The 20,481-nt window shown below is 58.6% G+C and carries 11 protein-coding genes; 4 read left to right on the plus strand and 7 right to left on the minus strand.

The annotated features are described in order from the left end of the window. Positions 1-9: 9 nt before the first annotated feature. Genes J8C06_RS03040 through J8C06_RS03050 form a run of 3 tightly spaced genes read right to left on the minus strand, consistent with a single transcriptional unit; the run spans position 10 to position 3,235 of the window. Entirely contained in the window at positions 10-435 is a 426-nt protein-coding gene (locus tag J8C06_RS03040) for an SRPBCC family protein (protein WP_211429320.1), read from the minus strand. Between the two features lie 41 nt (positions 436-476). After that, on the minus strand, positions 477-941 hold the full coding sequence (locus J8C06_RS03045; RefSeq protein ID WP_211429321.1) for a peroxiredoxin: 465 nt from the start codon (positions 939-941) through the stop codon (positions 477-479). Positions 942-994: 53 nt separating this feature from the next. Then, entirely contained in the window at positions 995-3,235 is a 2,241-nt protein-coding gene (locus J8C06_RS03050) for a molybdopterin-dependent oxidoreductase (protein ID WP_211429322.1), read from the minus strand. Positions 3,236-3,517: 282 nt separating this feature from the next. Between J8C06_RS03050 and J8C06_RS03055 the strand changes: the two genes are divergently transcribed. Continuing rightward, a complete protein-coding gene (locus J8C06_RS03055; RefSeq protein WP_211429323.1) occupies positions 3,518-4,741 on the plus strand; it encodes a peptidoglycan-binding protein in 1,224 nt (407 codons plus the stop codon). Positions 4,742-4,835: 94 nt separating this feature from the next. Here the strand turns inward: J8C06_RS03055 and J8C06_RS03060 are convergent, their stop codons facing one another. Together J8C06_RS03060 and cyaB are read right to left on the minus strand one after the other, a co-directional pair. Beyond that, entirely contained in the window at positions 4,836-6,254 is a 1,419-nt protein-coding gene (locus J8C06_RS03060; RefSeq protein ID WP_211429324.1) for an ABC1 kinase family protein, read from the minus strand. 37 nt (positions 6,255-6,291) lie between these two features. Further along, positions 6,292-6,900 carry a class IV adenylate cyclase gene (cyaB, locus tag J8C06_RS03065; protein WP_211429325.1) on the minus strand — a complete coding sequence of 203 codons (609 nt, stop codon included), beginning with the start codon at positions 6,898-6,900 and terminating at the stop codon, positions 6,292-6,294. A 432-nt stretch (positions 6,901-7,332) separates the two neighbouring features. Here cyaB and J8C06_RS03070 point away from each other — a divergent pair, with 432 nt between their 5' ends. Beyond that, positions 7,333-10,791 (plus strand): NHL repeat-containing protein, encoded by a 3,459-nt coding sequence (locus J8C06_RS03070; protein WP_211429326.1) that lies wholly within the window; start codon positions 7,333-7,335, stop codon positions 10,789-10,791. A 350-nt stretch (positions 10,792-11,141) separates the two neighbouring features. Here J8C06_RS03070 and J8C06_RS03075 read toward each other — a convergent pair whose 3' ends face one another. Both J8C06_RS03075 and J8C06_RS03080 read right to left on the minus strand, forming a co-directional pair. Next, the gene (locus J8C06_RS03075) at positions 11,142-15,098 is read right to left on the minus strand and encodes a carboxypeptidase-like regulatory domain-containing protein (protein ID WP_211429327.1); all 3,957 of its coding nucleotides are present in this window, start codon (positions 15,096-15,098) and stop codon (positions 11,142-11,144) included. A gap of 256 nt (positions 15,099-15,354) precedes the next feature. Further along, the gene (locus tag J8C06_RS03080; protein WP_211429328.1) at positions 15,355-17,043 is read right to left on the minus strand and encodes a tetratricopeptide repeat protein; all 1,689 of its coding nucleotides are present in this window, start codon (positions 17,041-17,043) and stop codon (positions 15,355-15,357) included. Between the two features lie 260 nt (positions 17,044-17,303). Here J8C06_RS03080 and clpB point away from each other — a divergent pair, with 260 nt between their 5' ends. Together clpB and J8C06_RS03090 are read left to right on the plus strand one after the other, a co-directional pair. Continuing rightward, positions 17,304-19,931, plus strand: coding sequence for an ATP-dependent chaperone ClpB (gene clpB / locus J8C06_RS03085; protein WP_211429329.1), 2,628 nt, complete (start codon positions 17,304-17,306; stop codon positions 19,929-19,931). 51 nt (positions 19,932-19,982) lie between these two features. After that, positions 19,983-20,432, plus strand: coding sequence for an Hsp20/alpha crystallin family protein (locus J8C06_RS03090; RefSeq protein ID WP_211429330.1), 450 nt, complete (start codon positions 19,983-19,985; stop codon positions 20,430-20,432). Positions 20,433-20,481: the final 49 nt, after the last annotated feature.

Below are 20,481 nucleotides of genomic sequence, written 5' to 3' on the forward strand. Positions count from 1 at the left end.
GCAACTTGGCTAGGACTGCTCGCTCCGTGCTTTGAGGCCTGAGACTTCTGTCCTCAGCAGGTTTTCGGTCAGGTCTTTGAGAAACCGCCCGATGAGCCATCCGAGCCAGCCTTCGACACGGAAGCTCACTTCGGCGCGAGCGCCGCCCTCCGGTCTCGGCACGACGAGATGATCGGCCGTGACCGTGAAGCCGGTCGAACGAGTTGCCCAGGTGAAACGCCGGCGCGGTTCCCAGTAGGTCATGCGCCAGACGACCGGTTGTGCGCTCATCCGCTGGATGGAGACGCTTGACCCAACCCCAACTGGGGCCATATCAAGCCGCTTGACATGCTGTATGGTGGGCGTCCACTCAGGCCAGCGTTCAAAGTCAGTCCAAACTTGCCAAACACGCCGTGGTTCCGCTGCGATGTCAACTGCCACCGTGAATGCTGGCATCGGTTATAACCCTTCGTTGCCCCAGATGACCAAGCCGTGCTTCAGTCCGCGAGCTTGCGGAGTGCGTCGAGTAGTTCGCCCCGACTACGCTTGAAAATTGGTATGGTTTCAACGTGGCGATAGCGAATCACACCCTGCTTGTCAATGATGAACACGGCACGGTTCGCAACCGGAAGCAATCCGCCTAGCATCAGAACGCCATAGGCTTTGCACAGTTGGCGCTCTGGGTCCTCGAGCAAGGGAAACGGAAACGCAAACTTTTCGGCGAACTTCTGGTGCGCTGCTAGGTCGTTGGTGCTGACGCCCAAGATGACCGCATCGAGTTCCTGGAATTCACTCCAGCCGTCCCGGTAATCGCACAACTGGGCCGTGCACGTTGGCGTGTCATCACCTGGATAAAACACCAGCACGACATGGCGCTTACCCCGAAACTGGGACAGGGAATAGGTCTTGCCGTCGTTGGCGGTAAGCGAGAAATCCGGTGCTGTATCTCCCACATTGGGCATGGTCGGTTTTCCTGTGCGGCGCGCTGGTGGCTGGCGCGCGCTCGAATCGAAGATCAGTTTCCATTCGCGACGAAATCATGTTCCAGGTTCATGGCTTCCCACTCGCCGCGGTGCGCTTCCCAGAAGGGTTGCGCGTCGTCAAAGACCTTGACGTGATTGAGTAGCGTGCCACGCGCGAAGAGGCCTTCGCCCATTTCGACGATTCGGTGGTCATGCGAGGCGCTTGGGTCAATCAACGCGGTTTGTTCGCGCAGCGCGGACTGGAGCGCCACCCGGTCAGCCGAACTCGCCAGTGGTCGCGCTACCGGATATGCGCCCTTAGGCGCTTGCTTGATGGCCGCAAAGCTCACGCCGGCGTAGCCGGGCACGTCCAGCGCAATATCGTTGAGCAGCGCGCTGGACGAGCCTTTGGCGTTGACATCGAGCCGCATGGCCTTGGCCAGTGCCTGAATGATCAGCCAGTCTGGGCGACCGCTTCCACCACGTTCAACCACCCGCGCCACGCGCTGCACCTGACCGACATGGTTGGTGAACGTGCCGTCTTGCTCGGCATAGCTCGTGGCCGGAAACACCACCTTCGCCAGCTTGGCCGTTTCCGTCAGGAAAAGTTCGCTCACAATCAGACATTCGAGCTTGGCTAGCGCCGCGCGCCAGTGGTGGCCGAGATTCGTGATTGGGTCGGCCCCGGCCAGGTAAGCCGCGCGAATGGTGCCGCCAAAATCGGACATGAGCGTGGTAGCATTGACGGCAAGCCCCATGTCAAAAGCTCCGGCCGCGTTGTTGTCGTCGGCCAGCGCCAGGAGGTGAACCGTGGCGTCAGGGCGCGTCAGCGCGCGAATCTGCGCCACAGCCCGTAACGTTGCCCCGCGCACCTCGGGTCCGGCGATGACAACCAACCGCTCAGCGGTCATTATCGCTTCATGCAGCGCGCGCAAGTCGTGGCTGGCAACGCCGGCCAGCGCCGCCATAGCTTCCAGACTGGTTTCCTCAAAGAGCGCGCGCACAACGGCGCTTTCACCGTCGGGACGAACATGCAGGAAGACATCGGCTTGTCGCCGCGCAATTTTGGTGGCCCGCTGGTTGACCACCAGGATGCGCGCCCCATGCTTGCGCTTGGCGTAGCGCATGGCAAATCCCGTCAGCGGGCTGTGCTCGGTAGGATCGCCACCAAGTTGGACGATGGTAGTAGCTTGCTTGATATCGTCATGCGTTGCCAGCGGCGCGGAGAGGTGTGCGTAGAACTCACCCAGTTCGACGTTACGAAAGTGAGCCAAGTGCGGTGTGTCGAGGGCGCGTCCAAATCGCGCCAAGGCAAAGTTGGCTTCGTTCGTCAGTCGTGGTGAGCCAACCACCGCTACGGCACGGCCGCCATGCTTGGCGTGAAGATCGCCTAACAGCCGGGCCGCCGTAGCGAGCGCATCGTCCCAGCTCACGGGCTTCAAGTCGTCGCCCTGGCGAACGAGCGGTTGGGTGAGGCGCGCCGGATTTGAGATGTACGCGCTACCGTAGCGCCCTTTGACACACAGGAATTCGCCGTTGATACCGGTCAGGTCTTTCGAGGCCGCCCGGACGTAGGTCTGACCACGAACGCCGAGTTCAAGCTGGCAGCCGTCGGCGCAAAATGAGCAGGTGGTTTGCTGTTCGCGCATATCCCACGGGCGCGACTTGAAGCGTGAATCCACCGAGAGCAGCGCCCCGACCGGGCAAACCTCGACGCAGTTGCCACACTGCTCGCAGTGCAGGTCTTGCCCGTAAAAGCCAATCACTTCTTTTGTTCCGCGGAAGACCTTGGTGAGAGCGTGCACGTCCATCCAGTCTTCACACACGCGCACGCAGCGGTAGCACTTCACGCACCGTTGCTCATCATAAGCAATGAAAGGGGAGAGGCGGCGCTCGTCCTTGGCGTTTTTGGCAACTTCATAGCCGGCGTACAGCGCTCCATGCTGGAACGCCATATCCTGAAGTTCGCACTGACCACCCTTGTCGCACACCGGACAGTCAAGCGGGTGATTGCCCAGAATGAAGTCAAGCATCCCTTTGCGCGCTTCGATGACCTCATCCGAGCTGGCTGTGACCACCATGCCATCCGTGATGGTGACTGTGCAGGCCGTGGCCAGCTTCGGAATCTTCTCGACGCGCACCAGGCACATCCGGCAGGCCGCTTGCGACGTGAGGTCGGGGTAGTAGCAAAAGTTCGGAATGTCAATGCCCTGTGAAGCACAAAACTCCAGCAGCAGCATGCCCTTTGGGGCCTGGTAGGTCTTACCGTCGATCGTGAGCGTGACAAGTTCCATCGTGGGACAGTTGAGAAATCAGACGAGCGGAGTTTTGAGCACACAAAGTGTGGGTTATAGTACCGTCGCATTTTCAGAGCTGACAAGCTGGCTTGCCTCCCACAAGCCGTGAACTCCATTCATTCCAGAGCTTGGTTTCAAGTCTTGCCCGGTGCGTGCACCCCAGACCAACACAAATCAGTCAACCTGCATCAATGGCTACAGTCATAGTAGCTACTGCGGCATTGGCTTACGCAAGATGACTGACTAGATCTCTTACTAGAGAGGAAAGGAATCCCGATCATGAAACGTTGCTTTACTCAAAGCATTGCCACCAGTCTTGGCCTCATCGCGCTCTTTGGAGCCGCGTGGCCGGTGCTTCCCGCTCGTCAGTCGGCGCTCGGCGGGGTCGTTTTCGCTCAACGCTTTCGGGACGTCATTGTGCCCACCGGAACCATTTTGCGGGTCCAAATGGACCGCACCATTTCGTCGCGCACGGCGCGCGTCGGCGATACCTTCACGGCCACCGTTTTTGAGCCAGTCATCGTGGACGGCCGCACGGTAATTCCACAGGGCACACAGGTTCAGGGCCGCGTAACCCAAGTGCAACCTGCCGAGCGGCGCGGACGCTCCGGGTCCATTGCCGTGGACTTCGATCGCATCATTTTTGCCAATGGCGTATCGCGCGACATCCGTGCCTCGCTCACCAGCCTTGATCCCAATGAGCGCGAGCAAATTGATAGTGAGGGGCGCGCACGTGGCGGCAGTTCGACCAAGCGCAACGTTATCTTTGTTGGTGGCGGCGCGGGTGCTGGCGCGGCCATCGGCGCGATTGCTGGTGGCGGCAAAGGCGCGGCCATTGGCGCTGGCATTGGCGCTGCGGCTGGGGTTCTCGGTGCGTTGCTTTCCAAGGGACAAGAAGCCCAGGTGAAGAGTGGGTATCGCTTTGGCGTCGAACTCGACCAATCGCTGCGCGTGCCAAGTGACGTGGATAGTGGAGGTGTCGGTGGCAGCAGTGGAGGCACTGGCGGCGGCTTGGATGACTATGGCTACGATGCGGCACGGGGGGAATACACGGCCTCTGACATCGTCCGGCGGGCGCAAACCGAACTACGACGGCAGGGTTTCTACACCGGCGACATCACGGGTAACTTGGGGCAGCTTACCCGTCAGGCAATCGGCGAGTTTCAGCGTCAACAGGGACTTTCTGTTACACGCCGTCTCGACCGTGAAACGGCGCGCGCGTTGGGCCTGCTCTTCGGCAGTGGAAATACGACCGGACCGAATGATCCAAACGAAGACTTTGGCTTTGGATATGACCCGAATGCCGGCGAATACACGGCCAGTGAGATTGTGCGTCGGGCGCAGACGGAGTTGCGGCGGGAGCGGCTTTACAATGGACGTATCTCCGGCCGCCTCGACGCCGAGACCCGCGACGCCATCCAGCGTTTTCAGGAAGAACGCGGCCTCCCAACAACCGGCCGCCTCGACCGGGAAACCGCTTTAGCAATGGGTGTGGTGTACTAGCGCCCATCCCCATGCCCAAACAATCGGCGCCGGGAGCCTGGCGCGAATGCCAGGCTCCCGGCGTTTGCTTGGCTTGGGTTTCAAAGCTCAGGTTTCAAGTGAAGCGGCGGACGGTGCGGTGACCAAGGAAGCGCCGGATTTCATCCACGGCGGTGTTGAGCAATCCCTCGCGGTTCAAGAGCGACTTGACATACTGCGGCGCAAGCGCCTCCTGCATCGGCTCAAAGCCGTGTTCGATAAGGCTCCAGCCGGGCCGCAACTTGGACGCCATGCCCTCCAGCAGCGATAGGCTGCGAAAAACATAGACGAGTTCAGGTGGCAGGTTCAGCCCCAGCTCGCGAGCCGTCCGCTCAATTGCCAGACCAACGCCGAGCATCCGGCTCTGGGCATTCAGCCCGCGTTGGTGAAGCTGGATGATTTCCTCGATGAAAGCGTGGATGCGGCGGCGATTCGTGCCTTCCGAGACAATACCGGTTTCATAGAGGCCGTCCACGAGGCGCTCCCGGTCGCCGCGCAGTCCGGCGACAACCGAATCAAGGATGATGGCCCGTGTCTCGCGCGATAGACGGCAGACCATGCCGTAATCAAGCAAAATCAACTGCCCCCCATCGCCAACGAGAATGTTCCCAGGGTGTGGGTCGGCGTGATACACGCCAGCCACGAAAATCATTTCGGCATAAAGCTTCACCAAGCGCGCAATCAGGTCGTCAAAGTCAAAACCGGCTGCTCGGAGGCGTTCAACATCAGTGAACTTCACGCCTGGGCAGTATTCCATGACGATGACTTGGGAACCCGAGACCTCTGGGTAGATGAGCGGCACGGTCACGTCTTCCCGCCGGGCCAACACCCGCGCCAGGGTTTCGAGGTTTTCCATTTCATTGGTCAAGTCCAGTTCCTGCGCCATGCCCTTTGAGCCTTCCGCAATCGCGGTTGACAGCATGCGCGTCAACGAGTTGGAAAACCGCTGATCGAGTTGCCGCATGACAAAACCAGCGATCTTGAGATCAATGGCCATTTGCGCCGGGATGTCGGGCCGGACAAACTTGACGGCAACATCCTGCCCCTGCCAAACCGCATAGTGAACCTGTGCCAGCGAGGCCGCTGCCAGTGCCTGGTCGTCAAAGCGGTCAAACACGGCTTCAAGGCGCGTTCCGTAAATCGCTTCGAGCGTCCGGCGGGCTTCCCGGCCGGGGAGTGGCGTAATGCCATCCTGGAGTTTGGCAATTTCTTCGATATAGACCGCTGGCACGAGGTCAGGGCGGGTGCTGACGAGTTGCCCCAGCTTAATGAAGGCCGTGCCCAGCGTTTCGATATGCTGCTTGATAGTCTGCGCCCGCTGCCGGTGGATTTGCTCCGAAACGTGACGCGGTGCGCCAAATGCTAGATACCGCCGCTGGTCGCGTACGAACGCTAGCGTGGTCGGGAGTGCCAGCCGCAGCATGGCGGTTGCCCGCCGGGCAAGATGCACCTGCTGAACAAGGGACGCAAATCGGGATGAAGGACGATGTGACATGGCAAAAACGTAGCATCAACAGTCAAGCGAGCTATTTCTATCGTCCATCACCAACCGCCAAAGCGAAAGTCATATCTTCAAGTGGCCGTCCCATTGCCTGGCAACGTTCAAATTGGAGTCGTGGGTAAGAGGCGGTAATGTAGTCATCGCGCGCCAGTCCAAGCTGCTGAATCAGGCGCTCAATGGCTGCTTGGTCGCCTTCGAGTTCAACAAAGCATCCAATCGGGGTCTCGTCAAACATGGCCCATAGGTCAAGACCGGTTGAGTGGCGGAGCCGATAGATTGTGCGGAACTTCTGGTAACGAAAGGTTTTTTCAAAACCTAGCTTCTTGAATAACTGGATGAGCGTGTGACCATCGGAGACGGTTAATTCAAGCTCCTCACGAACCTTGACGCCACTTGCCGGGGTTTCGACTGGTTTACCTTTATGCGTCACCGTCGCGCCATCCAGGTCATCCCGAAGACGAACCCGCAGCGCCTGACGTGTGTTGAAGAGCGACCGGGTAGGCGTGTCAAAGAGCCAGTTGTCCTCGAAGTGGCGCGGTGTGGTGAGTTCCAGCGTAAACCCGGCCGCTGTCAGTCGTTGCTGGAGCGCATCGAGCGTCGGGCCAGCCAACTTAATTTCAGCTTCGATCTGCGATGGCATGGATACGTTCCAGCAGTCGTTGAAGATAGCTCTTGAAGTTCCGCTCAGAAAACAGCATTGGTAGTTAGGGCAAACCTAGCGATCGCCTCGATTATCGTCAAAATTATCGCTAAGCGGTTGCCGAAACCCATTTCGACGTTAGAAAGTATAAGTTGCAACCAGGAAAACTCAATCTTGCGTGATAGCTCTCATCTACCATCCGCAAAAGTCACGTTTGCGGGCCTTGCCGTCTATTTCCGCCAGTCGTTTCGATTGAGGTGATTACCAGCGATGTCGGAGCCAATCCAGAACCAACTTGAAGCACCGCCTATACCGCCGTTTGATGGAGAGGTCGTCAAATTTGAAAGCGAAACATACGCTTTTGTCCATCCAGCTCAGTGGGAAGTGATTCACCTGAGAGGCTTCAAGTATGGTGCACGGAGCACTGATGGTATGGCTGCGCTTTTCCGGTTTGTTGCCGACTACTTACCAGACGTTTCTGAAGAGGGGACGCTGGCATCGGCGCTGAATGACCTGCTGGATGAGCTGCCACCAAGCATTCGCGGGGACAAGTTCACAACCGGATTGTACACCGGCCTTACCGCGCAACTGGAAGCGGTGTGGCAAGGCATCCCGTACCTGTTTTGGGGAGTCGTGATTACTCGCACCGGTTCGTCTCCGGCAACGCTTTCGCGCGGGCTTCTGATGGTTGCCGTTCCGGTCGCGGCGCTCGATGTCGGAGAGAGCGTCGCCCGATTCATACTCGACAGCTTTGCCGTTGCTGGGCAGTCGGTCACTGACGCCCGGATTTCCATGAGTCAAATCGAAGCCGTTGAGTTTGACCCGAGTAGCTTGGTTGAGACCCGTCGCCTAGCCGAGGAAACCAATATCTCGACCCTGGAAGACCTGCCAGCCCACCCACCAGAGCGAGAGCGACTACCAGATTGGAAGATTGCGGTCAGCACCCTGACGATAAGTGACGGAGGCTACGGCGACGGGCCGCTGTCGGTTGCCAAGTTTTTGCGTCCAAACGGAATTACCTGTGACCCGCAGGGCAATCTCTATGTTGCCGACTTCGGTGGCCATCGCATTCGGCAAATCTCGGTGGACGGCATGGTGCGCACCTTGGCCGGCAACGGTCGCGCCGGCAACCGGGATGACCTCGGACTGCTGGCTGAGTTCAATGGGCCACGCGGAGTCGCCTATGCGTCGGGTTATCTTTATGTCGCCGATCTCAATAACGCCTGTATTCGTCGGGTGACACTGGATGGTGCCGTGACGACGTTGGCCGGCGACGGCGTTGAAGGGACGCGCGATGGCGTCGGCAAGCAGGCGCGCTTCAAATCGCCGCGCGCTATCGCGGTGGACGCGCTTGGCACGGTGTATGTGGCGGATGATGCGCGGATTCGCTGTATTTCCCCGAATGGCATGGTGACAACCCGGGCTGGTAGCGAACCAGGTTGTCTGGACGGCCCGGCCGCCACAGCGCAGTTCGATACCCTGAGTGGGTTGGCGCTTGACCGGGTCGGCAACCTCTACCTCGCCGATGCCGGCAACCGCCGCCTGCGTAAACTAAGCCGGGACGGCCAAGTAACGACCTTGCCGGTCGGCCCGGATGCCCAAACGGATACACCGATTTTGCACCCCGTGGCGGTTTGCGTCGGCCCGGATGGCACGCTGTATGTACTCGATGTTGCTGACTTCTCACTCAAGGCTGTATTGCCTGGAGGCCAAGTCGTACGGATCGCCGGTGACCAGCAAGGAAACAGTGATGGCGATGAAAAAACAGCCAAGTTCTGGATGCCGACGGCGCTCGCGCACTTCAATGATCGGTTGTATGTCACCGACCGTGAGCAGCATGCCATCCGACTGGTTCGACTGTACCACGGCGCTTCGCCACTCAATGTGGCGCTGGAGGGTCCTACCGAACAGTTTGGTGCGCCGCCGGCACCCGAAGACAGCAAGCAGACTAAGCCTTCCGTCGCGGTGATCGTTCCTCAGCCAGGCACGGTGGTTCCACATGGCGTTCCACCCTTCGCCGCGCAAGCCGGATTAACGACAACCGATCTCGATGATTTGGTTGTCGAGGTTGTGACAGGGAGGGCGGCTGGGTTGGTGGATGGCGTTGGCGCCGTCGCTCAACTCAACCATCCCGTCGGCTTGGCCCTTGACGCCGAGGGGGTACTCTACATTGCCGATCACTTCAACCATGCCATTCGCAAGCTCACTCCCGATGGCTATCTACAGACGGTGGCTGGCGGTCACCAGCGCGGGTTTCGGGACGGACGCGGCAATGAAGCCGAATTCAACGGGCCACTCGGCATTGCCGTCGGGCGACAGGGTGAAGTCTATGTGGCCGACCATCTCAACGCCCGCGTCCGCGTCGTGACACCAGATGGCGAGGTGCGAACCCTTGCCGGAACGGGCGTACCCACAATCGAAGACGGCCCGGTGACCGCTGCCAGCTTTGAAGGACCCAAAGGCCTTGCCGTGGATATGCATGGCATCGTGTATGTTACGGATGGGGTTGTGGTTCGCGTGATAACGCCGGATGGGCAAGTACAAACCCTTGCCGGACAAGCGCGTGGTTTTCGGGACGGTATCGGCGCGCGGGCAATGTTTGGCTGGGTGTATGCCATTACACTCGATGTGTCCGGGCGGTGCTATGTCACGGATGCCGCCAACCATGCCATCCGCTGTGTTTTTCCAGATGGCACGGTAAAAACCGTGTTTGGCGGCGGCCAAGAGCGCCAGTTGAACTTTCCAAACGGATTATCCGCGGATGTGTTTGGCAACCTCTACGTGGCCGATACCAATCACCATCGCGTCCTGCGTTTGACCCCAACTGGGACAGATACCTACACGGCGGCGCTGATTTGTGGCCAGCGCCGTGGCCGCCAGACTGGACCCGCACGCGAGGCTGAACTCGATGCTCCACGCGGAATCGTTGTGGGTTTTCACCATGACCTTTACGTTGCGGATTCCAATGCAAACCGCATTCTACGGGTTCGATCAGTTCGACTGGAGTCTCCCCCTTCGCCCAGCCACTGGCAGGCAGCTCCGTTGTCTGCGGCTCCGTTGTCTGTTGCTGCGGACGCCCAGACTCCGGAGGGGGCACTGAGTGAAGCTGAAACTGTCAGCGAATCGCTGTCCTCACTTGCATTATCTTCCCGACCAAGTTCGGCGCCGGCTGACGTAGCGGCCTTTACGAAAGAGACAGAGCATGGCGCCGCAGCCCAGCCGTCCGAGCTATCCAGCACGCCGCCCCTGAGCATGCCACCCAGCCAACCAGTTTTAGTCCAACCTAGTTTGGTTTCACCGGCAACCCCGCCCGCCTCACACCCGCGGCATGCCGCCGCCACAATACTTGGGTGGGGCGTCGAGCTGTCGGGCAACAATCTCATTCGGACCGAGCCAGATGGGTCCCTGTTGCTTGATACGACCTACAGCGCGGAAAACAGTGCTTTCTTTTACTTGCCGTGGGATGTCACCGCCGAGCAGAAGGTCGTTATTGAAGTCAGGATGCAGCTTGTGGCTTACGTCGGTGAGCGCGATGCCACTGGTTGCGCCATCTGGTTTGAAAATGACCGTCACGCTGATGCGCTGTTGATTCAGCCAGAGGGCATCCGGTTGCTGCGTGTGCCGACATTGGCCTATGCGTGCAATCCCTGCGCCGGCATCAACACCTATACCATCGTGCTGCACGGGGCTGATCTCCGCATTGGCTTCAACGGGGTGGCACGGATTCACGGCGATGGCAAGTTTTGGTCGCGCCCGGCTGCCCGCGATGGTCGTCCGCTTCGGCGATGGCTCGCTTTCGGGGATGGTTCCTCATCCGCCGGCAGCATTTCACGGTGGCAGCGGGTCACGTATCAGGTCATCCCACCAGATTCGGATACGTTGCCGTTATAAGTTGGAACTTAGATTTGAAAACCGTTTTCGATTTAGAGTAGTCTAGCGCCAGGTTTTCTTGGCAAGGAGCTAGGCCGTGATACTCAGTCGAAGCAAGCGCAAAGACAAGTGCTGTAAAAAGTTCAAAAAGTGCGGCAAGCATTGTAAGGGTTGCCCACGACTGTAGTCTCAGCGTTGACACTGCAACCTTACCAAGCACAAAGCCAGTTGTTTGGTGCTGTGTGCTTCAGCTCGCCTTCGGTTCATGGCCCTAAGAAGCAGTTAAGCACAAGAGCGTGTCGTTCAGCAAAAAACCGGGCGCGGGAAGTCTCCACGCCCGGTGATGGTTTTGCCGGCTCCGAGCGGACCGATTAGAACCGTACCTTCAGGCTGAACTGCATGATCCGCGGTCCGCCAATAGTATTGGTGATGGTTCCAAAGTCACCCGGATCCTGTAGGTCATTGCCTGGCAACGCAAAGTTCACGTTGTTGAAGGCATTGAAAATATCCCACCGGAACTCAATCCCGACGCGCTCTGTGATCGAGGTGTTCTTTGCCAGGCTGAAGTCCACCCGCTTCTGAAACGCGCCGCGCAAGATGTTTCGACCTAGGTTGCCGTGATCACCAAGTGGTGAGGCCAGTGCTGCCGGGTTGAAGAACTGCGCAGTTGGTTCAGGTCCCCGTCGCCGCAGGTCGCTAATCGTTGCGCCAGGCGCGAGATTTGGACGTCCAAAGCCCGGTCGGAACAAACCGCCCGAACCCAGGCGCAGGCTGGTAAAGTTCGCGCCGTTCGTACCTACGGCCGAGATTTCAGGCTCACCGGAGAAAATGCTGAAGGGCGCTCCCGATTGAACCTGGATGAAGGTTGAAAATGCCCACCCTTTGACAAAGCGGTTGGTCAAACCAAAGGTTGGGAAATCGTACACGGCCGTCGCACTGAAGCGATGTGTCCGGTCAAAATCAGATGGACCACGGTTGGCGCGAAGGTTACGGGGATTGCCCGAAGCCACGAAGCCAACGTTAGGCGTATCCGGGCGGGCGTTCCCGGCCGTGCTGCCGGGGTCGGCGGAGATGTCGTCAATGGACTTCGACCACGTGTAGGCCGCAAAGTAGCTCAACCCACCATAAGACTCGTTGAAGTTGAAACGCTGCTGCGTTGACAACTGGAGTGAATGATAAATAGAGCTTGCCGAAGATGTGAGCAACACCGCTTCGGGGATGTTCAGCCCAAGGTAGAATCCACGGGCCTCAAAAGGCAGGACTGAGCCAGCCGTGTTGGCAACGTTGAGGTCCATGGTGCGCCGGGGGTCACCAACCGGAAATGCCACGTTCGGAAACCCAAACGCCCGTCCCATGCCACGTTGGCGGGCCGTTGCGCCCGGATTGAGTGGCCCGTTGGGGCTACCGGCCGCGACATAGGCCTGGTTGAACCGCTCATAAATCAAGTCCGGTGTGCTGGGGTCATTGAGGTCAAAAACGGGATTGAGGATGAGCGCCTGAAGCAGCTTCGTGCCCTTCGTGCCAATGTAGCGGGCTTCCACGATCCAGTCCCGGCGCAGCTCGTACTGCACGCCCAAGTTCCACTGTTGGATATAAGGCGTTCGCAGCCGGCGGTCAACCGCGCGAAACTCAAAAGTTTCTGCAACATTGCCGAGGAATGGTTGGCCGGTTGCCGGGTCAATCGGATTGAGTGAGCCATCCGCCTGCCGAGTTACGCCCGTGCCATCCCGAATGGTATAGGTTCCGGTTGCGCCGGCTGTCCGCACTACGCGCAAGCCAGGAATGCCCTGGGCTGGAAGACCAGTGAGGAACTGGAAGAAGGGGCGGTTCGGGTCCTGCTGCGAAAAGGCAGTCGTGAACGGCACGTTGCCGGCCGGAGCCGTCACTTCGATTTCCCGTAGGAAAGGATAGTTGCTGAACACCGTATTGATGAACGCCGCCGACGGACGGTCATAGAAAAACCCGTAGCCACCGCGGACGACAAACTTCCCATCGTTGAAGGGCGTCCAGGCAAAGCCAACCCGCGGCGCGAAGTTGTTTCGGTCATCGTTGATGGTGCTGCGGCTGTTGGCCCGCACCGAACGGTCAATCGAGGTGTCAATGGCCGCGAAGCCAGTTGGCTTGGCATTCGACGGCACGACGAAGCCGGTGATGATGTTATTGGGGTCGGTGACCAAGTCTGGGTAAAAGTTCCCGAACCGCCCGCGTTTTTCACTTGGCGTCCCGAAGTATTCATACCGGACACCATAGTTGAGCGTGAAGTTATTCGTAATGCGCCAGTCGGCGGCCGCAAACAGGCTTACGTCAAAGAAACGGAAGTTCTTTTGCGTGAAGCCATACTGCGTGTCGGCTTCCGTGACGCGCCCGGCGAGAAACTGGGTGAAGTTTTCAAGCTTTTCAAACTCCAGCCCCTGTTCTTCTGGCAAGTCAGTGTCAAAGAAATGACGTTTGTACTCACCCCCAAACCGGAAGGTCTGATCGCCTTTGACCCAGGTCAGCGTGTTGAAGAGCGAGTAGGTGTTCTGGAGGCGCTTGTTGAACGCATCGTTCGGACCATTGATGGAGAAGTTACTGGCGCGTGTCACGATGCGGGGAAGACGAAAAGAGTTCGTTCCTGAGTCAAAAATTGAGGCTGGGTTGAAAGCCTGTGGGCTGGTTGCGTTGAAGGTGCGGGCAACTTCGTCTGGCTGGACAAGCAACGGTGTGTCCAACGCGCGTGAATTGCGCAACCGGAAGTAGCCAAACCGAAACTCGTTGATGAGGGTTGGCGAGAAGGTGTGCACGTCTGAAATCGCCACCGAGTAGTTTTGGTCAGCGCGGCGAATGGTCGCCGGTGAGGCAAGGTTTGTCGGCGAGGTGAACGGATCGAAGCCCGGGAAGTCGGCAAAGAAAAAGACCCCGCTTAGGCGGTTATTGCCGGCAATTTGCCAGTCTAGGCGTGAGTTGACTTGATCCTGGGTGAAATTTGCCGGTTGTACGATCCGCTCCTGGAGCATTGGATTGCCGCGTGTGCCGCCGGCTGACCCGGTATTGACATTTCGGGTCGTTCCCGTGGCGCTATTGGTAAAGGTGACGGTGACGTTGTTTCCAGTGACGTTGGTGGGCAGCCCAGGCAGCCCCGTCCCGCTATCCGTCCCGATCAGCCGCGCGTTTGGTCCGGGAGTAGGAATGAGAAACCCGCCGGTAACTGGATTGCGGCGATTGAGCAAGTTGAGCGCCACCGGACTAATTTCAGACGGGAGCAGGTTCAAACCAGGATTGAGCTGGTTGACCGCCGCGGCAATCCGCGCCGCCGACCGGTCACTGCCAATGATCTGGAGAAACTGCGGCAAGACGGTAAGACTGCTGGCCGTAGGCACAAACGCTGTGCTGGCCTGGGTTCGCTGATAACCGCCAAAGAAGAACAACCGGTCTTTCAGGACGGGGCCGCCAATCGTGAAGCCGCCTTCGTTCCGCCGGGCGCGCGGACGGTCAATCCCATCGCGGTTGAAGAAGAAGTCATTGGCGTTGAAGATTTCGTTTTGCAGATAATGATAGGCGGCGCCGTGAAACTCATTGGTTCCGCTCTTGGTGACAAGCTGAAAGTTCCCACCGCCGGAGCGCCCGGTTGAGGCATCATAAAGGCTGGTCTGGAGCTTGACTTCGGAGAGGGTTTCCGGCGCGGGCGAAATGTTGCCATCGAGTGAGCCTTCGTTGCTCGTGATGTTGGTAGCGTCAATCCCGTTGAACTGCAAGCTGGTGCTGGTCGTGCGCGTCCCGTTGACGGCCGGTGAGACGTTGCCATTGCCGTTGACCGACACCGGTGGCAAATCGGCGGCCACGCCGGCTTCGGTTGAAAGCAGGTGCGTGAAACTGCGCGTTGACGTTGGAACCTTGGTGAGCTGTTCCGCATTGATCTGGCGGAAGGTCGCCGCCGTCGTCGTCACGACTTGCAGCGGCACGTCCTCCGTGATGGTGATGGTTTCGGTGACAGCACCGGTTTCAAGCTTGACATCAACCGTCCGTGGCACGGCGGCTTCGACCTCAACCCCCTTGCGGTCAAGCTCCTTGAAGCCATCCCGGCGATAGCTGATTTGATAAATCCCAGTTGGAAGCACCGGCACGAGCCACCGACCGTTGTTGTCGGTTTGTACGGTGCGCTCGACCCCGGCATCTGATTTAACCGTGACGGTGACGCCCGGTAGCGCCGCGCCGCTCGGGTCCTGCACGACGCCGCCAAGACTGCCGGTCGCCCCAACCTGGGCCGACGCACTGGAAAACGCGCCGAGCGCTAGGGCGACCGTCCAGATGACGGCGCACAGCATACGAGTCAGGTATTGCCTGAACATAAGTCCATCCTCCTCAGGGCCACGAGGGCCGTTGAAACACAAGTCCGCCTTGTGGTGGCGGTGACGATTTGCGACTGAGGAAGACGCTAAATAGGGGACGTAACATTCTTCTAAACAACAATGTTACGTCGTGTTTCGAGAGTGTAACCTCCCTGTAAAGTGCCAGGTGATACCTCTGCGTCCAGTTGATGCCAAGCAAAAAATGCCCGCCGGCTGTGCCGGGGATGGCACTTGGCTCCGTTGCCTGGATTGGCCGTTACTGTGGTGTCGTGAGCAGGAGGCGTTGCACGGCCTGCGCGTCAGGGTCGTTGGGACTGAGGTCAAGGGCCTGCCGAATGTGAGCTGCGGCCCGCGCGCGCTCTCCCTGCGTCAGCAGAATGCGACCAAGCAAGACATGCGCCGCCGTAAGCTTGGGATTCCAAAAGACGGCTGCCTTGAGCGCATTGACGGCGGCCGGCAAATCCCCGCGTCGTTCGTGAACACGCCCCAGCAGGAAGTGGGCATCACTGTAATCCGGTGCGATTTGAATGACTTGAGCCAACTTCTCAGCGGCAAGGTCAGACTGATTTTCAAGAAAGGCCGTCTGCGCTTCACGCATCAGCGATTCGACGCGCTGGAGTGCCGACACGCCAAGAAAGGCTTGCTGGCGACTTTGTTCTTCGCCGCGCGCGAAACGGTGAAAGGCTTCGCGGTTGAAGCGGGTCTTGACGTAGGGCAGCCACGGGGGCTTGCCGCTGGTTTCCCACTTGGCGAAATCCGGCGCATAGCGCTTGGCGGCATCCAGAGCTGCGGCGGCCTCATCGGCACGCCCGACCTTGGCGTAGCTCTTGGCCAAGACGTACCAGGCACGTCCCTCTGTTGCCGTTCGCTTGGTCAAGGTCTCCAGTGGCGCGATGGCTTCTGTCGGACGGCCGTCGCGCCAAAGTGCATAGCCATAGTTGAAAAGCGCTTCGTCGTCGAGTGGGACGGTATCGGAGGCCAGCTTGGTCAAGCGCGCAGCTTCAGCAAAGTTGTTTTTCTGCATCTGCGCGACACCGGCGTTGACATAGGTCTCAAAAAGTGGCATCGGCCCAAGAAGGGCAGTGTGTGTTTTGATAGCGGCGTCGGTCTGATTGGAGAGGATTTGGCAGACGCCCAAGTAGAAGCTGGCTTCGAGTCCACGGGGATCAGTCGGGCGAACCCGTTCAAGCCAAGTTAGAGCTTCGCCGTGGCGTCCAGCCCGGTAGTGGGTCAGCCCAAGTTCAAAATATGCCTGTGGAAAGGTCAATTGCGCGTTGCGCGTCGCATCTTCAATGGCTCGGATGAGCAGCCGCGTTCGATCAGCGCCATCTTCAGTAACCAAGGCTTTGACATAAATTTCATAGGCGCTGGGCGCGGTACGGGTCGCCCGCGCAATGATTCGGTCACGCGAAAACGGGAGTGCCGGGTTCCGTTGGTAGAGCAACTCCCACGCCAGCTTGCCCTGGACAACCTGGAGATCGGCCAACGGAGCGCTGAGGACATGCTCGCTGCCAAGGAGCTTACCTTCGCGCAGGGAAATCATCTGTGCCCGGACGGTCAACGTGCTGTCCTTGCCGTCGCCGGTCACCGCGTATGTGCCGCGCACCAGAAGGTCAGCGCCAACGGCTTCGCCCAGCTTGATTTCGGTGGCGCGGGTCAGCAGAGCAGTACGTGACAACCCAAGTTTCTCATACGCCAGGTGGCATTCATCGAGCGGAACAGCAATCAGTCCCGGCGAGTCGAGTAACTCCGCTAGGGCAACCGTAAAGCTCTCCCGAATCCAGTTATGCTCAGGTCGCGCTGTTGTATGTTCGAAGGGAAGGGTCAGGACAACGTCCGTCGCCATCGCCGGACGGTCCAGTAACCCAGCGACAAGCCACATTCCGACCAGGAATACCCCGGCCATCACCTGCCAACCCGACTGCCTACCTGTTTGCCAAGTCATCCCACTCACTCCTGACTTGATGCGACGTCTGTGCAAACGCCGAGATCAAGGCTCAAGTTCAAAACCTAGCAAAGCGCCTTACGAAGCCAAAGTCGTACCCCCCGCAATCCAATGTTTGGTTCATCCGTTTGGTTCATCGGGAGGGCAGACCCTGTACCAGGTCAATCCAGGAAAATTAATCTTGACAATGAGTGACTAAGATTTTTATATTAGCCTCGGACTAAGAAAGATGGCTGGTTCCCCCAGTAACGAGGTTTGCCATGCGACACGATCAGTTTACCCTCCGCGCCCAAGAAGCCATTGCCGCCGCTGTGACCATGACCCAGGAGCGGCAGCACCCCCAGGTTGAACCCGAACACCTCCTGGTCGCCCTGCTTGAACAAAGCGACGGTATCGCCAAGCCCATGCTGGAAAAGATTGGCGCGCCGGTGCCACGCATCCTCAAAGAAACCCAGGACGCACTCGGCAAGCTGGCGCAAGTAACCGGTGGTGAGCGTTACTTCTCCGGCCGGGTCTCCACGCTGTTTGTCAATGCGCGCAAAGAGGCTGACAAGCTTCAGGATGCCTATGTGAGCACGGAGCATTTGCTCCTGGCTTTGGCTGAAGACAAGGAAAGTCAGGCTGGTCGGATTCTCCGGCAGCAGGGGGTTACACGTGACGCTATTTTGAAAGTCATCAAGGAGCTACGCGGTAACGAGCGAATCGTTGACCAGGACCCGGAGTCAAAGTACCAGTCACTTCAGAAGTATGGGCGCGACCTCACCGAACTGGCGCGAGCGGGCAAGCTCGATCCAGTCATCGGCCGTGACGACGAAATTCGTCGGGTCATTCAGGTCCTGTCCCGCCGAACCAAGAACAACCCGGTTCTGATTGGTGAGCCAGGCGTTGGTAAGACGGCCATCGTTGAAGGCCTGGCCATGCGGATTGTGTCGGGGGATGTGCCGGAATCACTCAAAAACAAGCGGCTGATGACGCTCGACTTAGGTTCGATGCTGGCCGGTGCCAAGTACCGCGGTGAGTTTGAGGATCGCCTCAAGGCAGTGCTCAAAGAAGTTGTGCGCTCCAACGGCGAAATCATTCTGTTCATTGATGAACTGCACACGCTGGTTGGGGCCGGTGCCAGCGAGGGCGCACTTGACGCCTCGAACATGCTCAAACCGGCACTGGCGCGGGGTGAGTTGCACTGTGTTGGGGCGACAACGCTCAACGAGTACAAGAAGCACATCGAGAAGGATGCCGCCCTAGAGCGGCGCTTCCAGCCCGTGTATGTACCCGAACCAACGGTGGAAGACACGATTGCCATTTTGCGCGGACTGAAGGAACGCTATGAGGTTCACCATGGTGTCCGCATCAAGGACGCCGCGATTGTGGCGGCAGCCACCCTGTCGAATCGTTACATTGCCGACCGCTTTCTGCCGGACAAGGCCATTGACCTGATTGATGAGGCCGCGTCCCGGTTGCGGATTGAGATTGACAGCCTGCCGACTGAGATTGACGAAATTGAGCGCGACATCATGCAGCGCGAAATTGAACGCCAGGCACTCCAGCGGGAAGATGATCCGGCATCCCGTGAGCGGCGGGCCAAGATTGAACAAGAGGTTGCCGAGTTACGCGAACGGAGCGCCGCGCTCAAAGCCCGGTGGACCAATGAGAAAGAAATCATCGAGTCCATTCGTGCAGACAAAGAAACGCTCGAAACTCTCAAACTCGAAGCTGAACGCTATGAACGCACTGGTGACTACGCCAAGGTGGCTGAAATTCGCTATGGCTCAATGAATGAGGTGCGACAACGCATCGAAGCCAACCGTGCCAAGCTCGTTAGCCTGCAATCAGCCGGCGCGATGCTCAAGGAAGAAGTGGATGAAGCCGACATTGCTGCGGTCATTGCCAAGTGGACCGGGATCCCGGTTGCCAAGATGCTCGAAAGCGAAGTGCAGAAGCTCGTCCACATGGAAGAACGGATGGGGCAGCGGGTGATTGGGCAAGCCGATGCGCTCCGCGCCGTCGCCAATGCGGTACGGCGGGCGCGTGCCGGACTTCAGGACCCAAACCGTCCGATTGGCTCCTTTATCTTCCTCGGGCCAACCGGCGTTGGCAAAACGGAAACGGCCCGTGCCCTGGCGGAGTTTCTCTTCGATGATGAACAAGCCATGGTTCGGCTCGATATGTCGGAGTATATGGAAAAACATACCGTCGCCCGGCTCATCGGGGCCCCTCCCGGCTACGTGGGCTACGACGAAGGTGGGCAGTTGACCGAGGCGATCCGTCGCCGGCCCTACTCCGTCATCCTGCTGGACGAAATCGAAAAAGCTCACCCAGATGTCTTCAACGTACTGCTCCAGGTCCTGGATGACGGACGCCTCACTGACGGCAAGGGCCGGACGGTGGATTTCAAAAACACGGTCATTATTATGACCTCAAACATTGGCAGCGGCGAAATTCTGGACTGGGGCGGTGATCCTGAGACCGACGCTGACGTGCGCCAGCGGGTGCTCACCTTACTGCGCAGCGTCTTCAAGCCGGAGTTCCTCAACCGTGTCGACGAAATCGTCATCTTCCACCCGCTCGGACGCCGGCAACTGCACCAGATTATCGGAACGCAACTGGAACGGCTGCGGGCGATGTTGGCCGAGCGGCAAATCAACCTGCACCTGACCGATGCGGCTAAGGACTTACTGGCCAGTGAAGGGTTTGACCCGGCCTATGGCGCGCGCCCACTCAAGCGCGCGATCCAAAACTTGCTTCAGAACCCACTGGCCCTGAAGTTGCTCGATGGTACGATCCTTGATGGGCAGACCATTCGAGTGGATGTCAACGAGACTGGTGAGGCATTTACCTTTACGCCTGAAGCAGTGGTCGAGGCCGTGGCGGAAACGGTCAATGCCTAGCCAACTGCCTGAACCTGTTGTTTTGCCTGTTGTTTTGGAGGTAATCAAGCCATGACACTGCAACGTTTTGATCCATTTCGTGAACTCATCACCCTGCAAAATCGGATGAACAGCCTCTTCAGCGAGGCCGGTTTGCTCCCGCGTTCAACGGCGCAAGATGAAGCAGCGGCGACTTGGTCGCCGGCGGTGGACATCTACGAAACCGAAAAGGAAATCGTCCTCAAGGCCGAGCTGCCCGATGTCAAGCAAGAAGATATCCGCGTGAGCGTGGATAACAACCGTCTCTCGGTAACTGGCGAGCGGAAGTTCGAGTCCGAGGTAAAACGTGAGAATTACCACCGCATTGAACGGTCTTATGGTAGTTTTGCGCGTACTTTCACCTTGCCGCCGACGGTTGACCAGGACGGCATTCGGGCGGAATACAAACAGGGCGTGCTGACGGTTTCACTCCCGAAGCGTGAAATGGCACAGGGTAAGAACATCAGCATTCAGGTTAGCTAACCGTATTCAAGTCAGCTAACCGTGTGGTTGGCGAAATTGTTCTCGCCTG

This window comes from Chloracidobacterium validum (assembly GCF_018304825.1).
Lineage (GTDB): Bacteria > Acidobacteriota > Blastocatellia > Chloracidobacteriales > Chloracidobacteriaceae > Chloracidobacterium > Chloracidobacterium validum.